The organism is Liquorilactobacillus capillatus DSM 19910 (assembly GCF_001434915.1).
GTDB classification, from domain to species: Bacteria; Bacillota; Bacilli; order Lactobacillales; family Lactobacillaceae; genus Liquorilactobacillus; species Liquorilactobacillus capillatus.
The window spans coordinates 1-8,361 of the sequence record NZ_AZEF01000028.1 but is presented as its reverse complement, the minus strand read 5'-3'; the positions used below and the strand labels follow the sequence as shown (position 1 = coordinate 8,361).

Annotated in this window: 6 protein-coding genes; 3 read left to right on the top strand and 3 right to left on the bottom strand. The window is 36.8% G+C overall.

What is annotated here, in order from left to right; translation table 11 throughout:
• The first annotated feature begins 190 nt into the window (after window positions 1–190).
• Window positions 191–943: a DUF975 family protein gene (locus FC81_RS07405; RefSeq protein WP_057745096.1), complete on the top strand. Its 753-nt coding sequence runs from the start codon at window positions 191–193 to the stop codon at window positions 941–943.
• A gap of 134 nt (window positions 944–1,077) precedes the next feature.
• Here FC81_RS07405 and FC81_RS07400 read toward each other — a convergent pair whose 3' ends face one another.
• The 3 genes from FC81_RS07400 to FC81_RS07390 all read right to left on the bottom strand — a co-directional run bounded on the left by FC81_RS07400 (window position 1,078) and on the right by FC81_RS07390 (window position 4,951).
• A complete protein-coding gene (locus tag FC81_RS07400) occupies window positions 1,078–2,286 on the bottom strand; it encodes an MFS transporter (RefSeq protein ID WP_057745093.1) in 1,209 nt (402 codons plus the stop codon).
• Window positions 2,287–2,448: 162 nt separating this feature from the next.
• Window positions 2,449–3,438 (bottom strand): LacI family DNA-binding transcriptional regulator, encoded by a 990-nt coding sequence (locus FC81_RS07395; RefSeq protein WP_057745098.1) that lies wholly within the window; start codon window positions 3,436–3,438, stop codon window positions 2,449–2,451.
• A 16-nt stretch (window positions 3,439–3,454) separates the two neighbouring features.
• Complete coding sequence (locus tag FC81_RS07390) at window positions 3,455–4,951, bottom strand: sucrose-6-phosphate hydrolase (RefSeq protein ID WP_057745090.1); 1,497 nt, start codon at window positions 4,949–4,951, stop codon at window positions 3,455–3,457.
• 234 nt (window positions 4,952–5,185) lie between these two features.
• On the opposite strand from FC81_RS07390, the gene FC81_RS07385 reads away from it, so the two are divergent.
• Both FC81_RS07385 and FC81_RS07380 read left to right on the top strand, forming a co-directional pair.
• Window positions 5,186–7,150 carry a sucrose-specific PTS transporter subunit IIBC gene (locus FC81_RS07385; protein WP_057745089.1) on the top strand — a complete coding sequence of 655 codons (1,965 nt, stop codon included), beginning with the start codon at window positions 5,186–5,188 and terminating at the stop codon, window positions 7,148–7,150.
• A 91-nt stretch (window positions 7,151–7,241) separates the two neighbouring features.
• On the top strand, window positions 7,242–8,183 hold the full coding sequence (locus FC81_RS07380; RefSeq protein WP_057745085.1) for a dihydroorotate oxidase: 942 nt from the start codon (window positions 7,242–7,244) through the stop codon (window positions 8,181–8,183).
• Window positions 8,184–8,361 lie beyond the last annotated feature (178 nt).

Sequence of the window (8,361 nt, the reverse complement as noted above, 5' to 3'; positions counted from 1 at the left end):
ACGCCGATAGTAGTTGGGGGATCGCCCCCTGCGAGGGTAGGACGTTGCCGTGCAAAGTAAAAGCTTTTGGATAGAACCCTTTGAGGGAACCGTTCAAGAGTTTTTTTGTATAACTAAGACTTCTTTATACGAAATAATTTTATATTTAGCTATAATAAGAGTATAAAAAGGATAAAGAGAGGATAATGCTATGAAATCACGTAAGGAATTGAAAAATGAGGTTAAAGATCTTTTTAAAGGAAACTGGGGACAAGCAATTAAACTGACCATTATTCCAGTTATTTTACAAATTTTACTCAGTTTACTTATTGTGGGTACTGCAACAGTTATTATCATTTATTTAGCGTATTATAGTGGTAGCTCTAATATCTTAAATGTAAATAATTCGCATTCCGGTGGAGGTAACGGCTTTGGCAGCCCAGTAGGCAGCATTCTGATGTCGATGATTTTTATTGGAATCAATTTTACATTTTTAGATTGGTTAAGAACTAAAAATGCTGATTTTAAAGCTCTTAAAGGGACCTTTAGTGTATTCTCCAAGCATCACTTTATTTCAGTATTGGTATTATATATATTGGTTTCCGTATTCACTGTTTTGTGGTCATTACTTTTTATCATTCCAGGGATTATTAAGAGCTTTTCGTATTCACAGACATATCTGATATATAAGGATTTTTCTGTACAAGATACTGAGGATGTTAACTATCTTGACTATATAACTGAAAGTCGAAAATTAATGGATGGACACAAATTTGAATTATTTGTTCTAAAGTTAAGTTTTATCGGATGGGACATGTTAGCGTTACTGACGTTTGGAATTGGAAATATTTGGTTGGTACCTTATAAGACAGCTACCTATGTTGCCTTTTATAAGAACCTTGTTGAGGAGCAAAAACCTGCCTATTACTCAGAACTAACAAGAAGTACAACAGTTAGTAAATAATTAGAATAGGTGGGGTGTGGTACCTAACTAAACTTATTCCAGAAGTTGATTTAACTAAAAATACTATTTTAAATGAGAAAGAACCTAAAAAGCATATGCTAATTTTAGGTTCTTTTTTTGCTGATACTAATATATTAAGATAAGGTACTTTTTGGACTAGAAGATTGTTCTCTTTTCTTGAGCATAAACGATAGAAGCAAAGAGACGATTAAAAAAGTTGCAACAACGATATAAGGGTAATGGTGGTTTAAATCAAGCAGTGTACCTGAAACAATTGGACCAACAACGTTGCCGATGCTGGTTAATGACATGTTCAATCCGTTTATCAATCCTTGATTATGCGGACTTACTTTGGTTAGAAAAGTAGTGATTGCAGGACGAAGTAAGTCAAATGCAGAAAAAATGATTAAAGTTGCAATGATAGCTTCAATCTTGGAATGGGCTAAAATAATCCAAACAGTTCCTAAAAAACTAAAAAGGAAACAGTAACGAATCAGAATATTTTCTTGTAACCAATTAACTAAGCGTTCAAAGAAAACTACTTGGAGAATTAGTGAGATAACACCATTTAAAGTTAAAACAAGTGCTAGGTTGTTAATGCTGAAATTAAAGACCTCGTTAACGTAGATACTATAAATGCTCTCAAAACCTTGAAGCCCAAAAGAGGAGACTAAAATCAAAATAAGCAGTGTCATAATTGCTCGTGAAAAAAGAACGGTTTTCTTTGAATTTTTTTGTTTTGGAGACTTACGTAGACTAGTATTTTTTTGAAGATTATGTGTTAATTCACGATCATTTGGTAAGAAAATAATTACAGCAAGTGCGCTTAAAAAGCCTAAAACACCAGCGATCCAAAAGGGTGCCTTGTAATCGATATTAGCTAAGATACCCCCTAGGCCAGGTCCTAAGATCAATGCACCACTAAAGGCAGCGGAAATCCATCCAATGACTTTAGCACGTTGACGTTCAGTCGTTATATCAGCTGCCATAGCCATAGTTGGTGGAATAGACATAGCAGCTGATAGACCGCCAATGATTCGCGAAATATTAAATGCAGTAAGGCTGTTACCCCATGCAAATAAGAACTCTGAAAACATATATAAAAGCAAGCCAAAAATAAGGATTGGTTTCCGGCCCAACCGGTCAGATAAGCGCCCCACGATAGGTGAAGTAATAAACTGGGCTAGGGCAAAAAGAGATGTCATAATCCCCATATCAGTTGCAGAAAAATGAAATTCATTTTTTAAGAAAGGCATAACGGGAATTACTAAACCGATACCTAAACAAACTAGAAATTCACTGCAAACCAATATTAGAATTGCCCGTTTTACTTTAAAAGTCATTTATGCTACATCCTTATCTTGATTAAAAGTATATAGTAGCTAGTGTAGCCGATAATGAGACTGTTTGTCCATTATTTTAGGGTAATCTGGATTGAATTAAGTTGATTATAAAAAAATAGAGAACACAGGGGTCTGTGTAATACTAGCTCTATTAGATAAGTTTTAAAACAATAGGGAGTTACTACGTAAGAATTTGACGGGTAAAATATATTGCAACTGTTCCAATTTCTGATCAGGTTGGTCAATACGTTTAGATAAGAGATCGACGAGTAAGGCAGCTATATCAGGGATAGGTTGAACAATAGTCGAGAGCTCAGGATGGTAGCTTTGGATAAAGTCTGTTCCATCAAACCCAATAACTTTAAGTTGCTCAGGGACCTTTAGCCCTAATTCCTTGGCACAGCGTAAAACCAATAGAGCTGTTAAATCATCTGTACAGACGATTCCATCAGCTAACTTCGTTTGCAATAATTTTTGAATGGAGACTAACTTAAGATTGGGTGATTCTTTAAAATTAAGTGCATGAACATGTGAAGATAAACCAAGTTGATCGATCATTGCACGATAACCTAGCAAACGATTATCAGTTGGATTGGCGGCCTCATGGAAGCTTCCTAAAAAGTAAATATGGCGTGCCCCTGCTTGATAGAGTTCTTTAACAGCTAAGGAGCCGCCGTGATAATTATCACTACTGACTATTGGAATATTATTAGAGAGTTTACGATCAAATGAAACAATTGGTAAACCGACATTATCGTACTCTGCAATGCCCAGGTTGTGTGCTCCTGAAATAATTCCATCAACTTGATTAGCCATCAGCATCCGGAGATAATTCCGTTCTTTTTCTGGATCATCAGCACTGTTGCAGAGAATTGTTTTATAGTCTGCTTGAAATAATCTCTTTTCAATTTGTTCAACTAATTCAGCAAAAAATGGGTTAGAGAGTGAAGGAAAAATAACGCCGATCAACTGCGTCTTCTTTCCATGCAGAGAACGTGCTAAAGAGTTGGGCTGATAGTTGAGTTCTTTTATCGCTGCGAAAACCTTATCTTTAGTAGCCTGGCTTAAGTAACCATAGTTATTGATAACACGCGAAACAGTTGTAGCCGAGACGCCGGCTCTTTGTGCGACATCAGTTAGTTTAGGACGCATATACATGGCACCTTCTTTAATTAATTGGTTTAAGATTCCACCATGTCCCATTATAGTCGATAAACTGGCTGCTTTCTAGAATGATCTTCTGTTGTTTCTTTGAGGGAAATAAGCGTAAAGTCAGAACATGGGAGCCATTATTTACAAAAATCTCACAGATAGAGTTATCAAAGAAAATATCGAGCACCAATGATGTATCAGCAGGTAATTTCACAGACCGTTTAGTTCCATATTTTTTGGCAAAAGGAGCACCTGCATTTTGACGATCAACACTGAGAAAAGCTTTTTTAGAAGTAGAAAATTCCAATGCAAGACTATGTGTTAATAATTTATCTGCAGCTAAATGGAGTGTACCTGCTTGGCCTGCAGGAATCGTCAGTTTAAGTTCAAAATGTTGCGATGGATGATCTATTAGGCAGTTTTTTTCACTGATCTTATTATTGCCAGGAGTAAGATGTTTACCCGCAGTTCGTAGTTGTGCCATCGCGGGAACAGGACGTTGGTATAAACAACCATCTTTGATCCGCAGTTCTTTAACCTGGCTTAAGCAATGTGCCCAGTTTTCTTGGTCGGTTGGATAAGAGATATCTGGTAGTCCGACCCAACTTACAGCATAAGCATTACCATCAGGTGCATTGAAAGCCTGTGTGGCGTATACATCAAAGCCCTCATCAAAATTAAGTGGGGCTGCCTGTCTACTCGTAAAAGAAGCGCCGGCTAAATTAAGTGTATCTCCAATTATAAAAACGTTAGGGTAAATATTATCATAATTCATGATTTTTTTATTTAAGCCTTGGGGACAAAAAATTAGTAAAGGCTTATTATCAACTAAAACAAGATTAGGGCATTCAACCATATAACCCATATCATTATTAGTGAAATCTAAGTAACCTAAATCCTGCCAGTCATGTAGATTCTTTGAACAAAAGAGTGCAATTTTTCCGCTAAGCGTTTCTTTATCTTGTGCCCCTAACAGTGCGTAGTAAGTATTGTTAAGATATAACAGCTGCGGATCACGAAAATGATCAGTAGTATGTTCAGGCTGATCAAACAAGGGTCGCTGTAATTTAGTCAGACGATTATTCTTATCCAACCAAGCACCATTTTGGTAGGGATGACGTTGCCAATCCTTATCACGAACATTACCAGTGTACATAATGAAAAGTTTGTCTTTAATAACGTGAGCAGAACCTGAGTAGGCACCATGACTATCATAAATTGTATCCGGTTTAAGGGCGAGTCCTTGCTGTTTCCAATGAACTAAGTCGTCTGAAACGAGATGAAACCATGATTTAAGACCATGGACAGCACCAAAAGGAAATGCTTGGTAAAAAAGATGCCACTGATTATTAAAGAAAGAAAAACCGTTAGGGTCATTTAATAAGCCTGACAGCGGACTGACATGATAGTGAGGAAGATAGTCCGAGGTAGCGACTTGCTGCTGTAATGACAGGAGTTCTGCCGCAGTCCAATTTGAATAAGCCTGATATCTTTTTGCGCGTGTCCATTCCATAGTAGAAAGCTCCTTTTTTGTTGAAAACGTTAACTCTACGATTTTAATTTTACGTCAGTGTTTAATTTATGTCAATCGAGCGTCATCTTGTAATACTATTATTATTGAATTTTATGGATATAATAAAAAAATAAGATAATTTATTGATAAACGATTGACATATTTTTAAAATGCATTATGATAATATTTGTAAATAAAATAAACCGTTTTCAATAGTAAAAGGAGTGTTTAACGATGGATCATAAAAAAGTTGCGGCTGATATTTTAGAGGCTCTTGGGCAAGATAATATTATTGCAGCTGCCCACTGTGCCACGCGTTTACGTCTGGTTCTCAAAGATGATACAGCAATCAATCAAGGCCTTTTGGATGACAGTGCTGATATTAAGGGGACTTTTAAAACTAATGGCCAGTTTCAAATCATCATTGGGCCAGGAGATGTTAATTATGTCTATGATGAGCTGCTCAAGCAAGCAAATCTGAAAGAAGCTTCCACGGAGGAATTAAAGAAAGTAGCTGCTAAAGGAAAAAAGTTTAATCCTATTATGGCATTTATTAAGTTGTTGTCGGATATCTTTGTACCGATTATTCCTGCTTTAGTAGCAGGCGGGTTACTGATGGCACTAAATAATGTGCTTAGTGCGCAAGGTTTGTTTGGTGCTAAATCGGTAATTCAAATGTATCCGCAGATAAAAGGGCTAAGTGAAATTATTAACTTGATGTCAGGTGCGCCATTCACCTTTATGCCTATTTTAGTTGGTATTTCAGCTTCAAAAAGATTTGGTGGGAATCAATACTTAGGTGCGGCAATGGGGATGATTATGTGTGCTCCAGCCTTAGTTGCAGCTGGAGATGTTCAAGCTTTTTTAGCAGCAGATAAGATGCCTTATTGGCATATTTTGGGCCTGAATGTTGCGCAAGCTGGGTACCAGAATTCCGTTATCCCGACTTTAGCAGCGTGTTACATCTTAGCTAATTTAGAAAAGTTTTTCCACAAGAAACTACCAAGTGCACTTGATTTTACGTTTACACCACTATTAGCCATTATTATTACAGGATTATTAACATTTATTATTGTAGGACCAGTGATGCGGAATATCAGTGATGCAATTACAGCTGGAATCGTATGGCTATATAGCACTGGTGGTTTTGTAGGGACCGGGCTATTCGGATTATTATATTCACCGATTGTTTTAACCGGTTTACATCAAAGTTTTCCAGCAATTGAGACACAATTGATTTCTAATATCGATAAAACTGGGGGCGATTTTATTTTTGTTATTGCCTCGATGGCCAATGTTGCCCAAGGAGCAGCTTGTCTAGCGGTTTACCTGCTCTCTAAAAATGCAAAACAACGTAGTTTAGCATCATCGGCGAGTGCATCAGCTCTTTTAGGAATTACTGAGCCGGCGATGTTTGGGGTCAACCTAAAATTGAAATTTCCATTCTTTTGTGCGATTATTGCAGCCGGAATTGCAGCAGCTTTCACCGGTTTTTTCCAAGTATTAGCACGTTCGTTAGGATCAGCTGGTTTCATTGGATTCTTATCGATTGATGTTAAGTCTATTCCGTTATACTTTGCAGGTGAGTTACTGAGTTTTATCATTGCGTTTACTTTAACTCTCCTCTATGGTAGAAGTCACCGTCATTTAATTGGACTTACGCCAGTTGTCAGTGCATCTGAAGAGGCTAAAAAAGAACAGCAGGCTGAACAAGTTGTAAAAGATGAACTAAGTTTAGTAGATGAAATAATTTATACACCTGTAGTCGGGCAAACTCAGAATTTAAATGAAGTCAATGATAAGGTCTTTTCTGCTAAAATGATGGGGGATGGAGCAGCAGTAATACCAACTAGCGGAACTGTTTATGCCCCTGTTAGTGGAGAGATAACAGTTGCATATGCGACGAAACATGCATATGGAATCAAATCTGATAAAGGTGCGGAAGTCTTGATTCATATTGGGATTGATACAGTTGAGTTAAAAGGAAAATATTTTGAGTCGTTCGTTAAGCAAGGTCAACATATTACCCAGGGAAATCCGCTCGGTAAATTTGAGTTAGAAAAAATTAAAGAAAAGGGTTATGATCCGACGATTATTGTTGTAGTTACGAATACAAATGCCTATGAAAATGTTACTAAGATAACAGCAGAGGATATTAGTCAAAACGGTAAACTGATTGCTGTAACAGCACGTCATTAATTAAATTATTAATTTAAGAGTAGCCACACTTGTTTGCTGATAAGAAAATAGCTTATAATGATTCAAACTGGACAAGGAGTGGTTATTTATTATGATCTCGACAGCAACGAGTATTGCACAGCAGAAATTTAATAATTGTATTATGAATGCATCAGGCGTTTGGTGCTCGGATGAAAAGGAACTGACGATAATTGATAACTCAGCAGCCGGAACCTTCGTAACTAAAAGCGGAACGTTACAGCCGCGCGAGGGAAATCCAAGTCCGCGGTATTTTGAGACCTCGTGGGGGAGTATTAATTCGATGGGTTTACCCAACCGGGGACTTGATTACTATCTAGACTTTGTTCAGAAACTACAGCAGCAAAAAAGGCAGAAACATTATTTTATTTCGTGTACAGGTTTTAATGTTCAAGAAGATCTCTTACTCTTAAAAAAGATAACAGATGCAGATTTCAAAGGAATTGTTGAACTAAATCTTTCTTGTCCTAATGTTCCGGGAAAGCCACAGACAGGCTACGATTTTGCAACAGTTGATATGATCTTGAAGAATGTTTTTGAAAATTATGCAGGACCGCTAGGGGTGAAGTTACCACCTTACTTTGATATCGTTCATTTTAATCAAATGGCTCAGATTTTAAATAAATATCCATTAGCATATATCAACTGTGTTAATAGTATTGGAAATGGTTTATACATTGATGATGAAAAAGAACAAGTTGTGATCAAACCTAAAAATGGTTTTGGCGGTATTGGGGGTGATTATATCAAACCAACTGCACTAGCAAATGTTCATGCTTTTTACCAGCGGTTAGATCCAAAAATCCAAATCATTGGGACTGGCGGAATTAAAAATGGGCAGGATGTCTTTGAACATATTTTATGTGGTGCAAGCATGGTTCAGGTTGGAACAGCTCTCATGAAAGAAGGTCCGGATATCTTCGAGCGCTTAACGCAGGAACTAAAAACGATTATGCAAGCAAAAGGGTACAGCAAGATAGCAGACTTTAAAGGTAAGCTGAAGTATCTTGCTTAAATAAGAAGTGTAAAAATAAAGGATCCAGCTCAAAATTTAAATTTGAGTTGGATCCTTTAGCTATATTATTAAGTTTAAGAAATATGTTAGGTCTGGAACAAAATAAGAAACTTAACAATTGTGGGTCTAAACTTTCTGGTATTGATGGAAATCATCAATGCCAGATTTTTTGTAAAAA

Coding starts and splice junctions, on each gene's coding strand:
- FC81_RS07405 (WP_057745096.1), top strand. CDS start 191: ATGAAATCACGTAAGGAATTGAAAAATGAGGTTAAAGATCTTTTTAAA.
- FC81_RS07400 (WP_057745093.1), bottom strand. CDS start 2,286: ATGACTTTTAAAGTAAAACGGGCAATTCTAATATTGGTTTGCAGTGAA.
- FC81_RS07395 (WP_057745098.1), bottom strand. CDS start 3,438: ATGCGTCCTAAACTAACTGATGTCGCACAAAGAGCCGGCGTCTCGGCT.
- FC81_RS07390 (WP_057745090.1), bottom strand. CDS start 4,951: ATGGAATGGACACGCGCAAAAAGATATCAGGCTTATTCAAATTGGACT.
- FC81_RS07385 (WP_057745089.1), top strand. CDS start 5,186: ATGGATCATAAAAAAGTTGCGGCTGATATTTTAGAGGCTCTTGGGCAA.
- FC81_RS07380 (WP_057745085.1), top strand. CDS start 7,242: ATGATCTCGACAGCAACGAGTATTGCACAGCAGAAATTTAATAATTGT.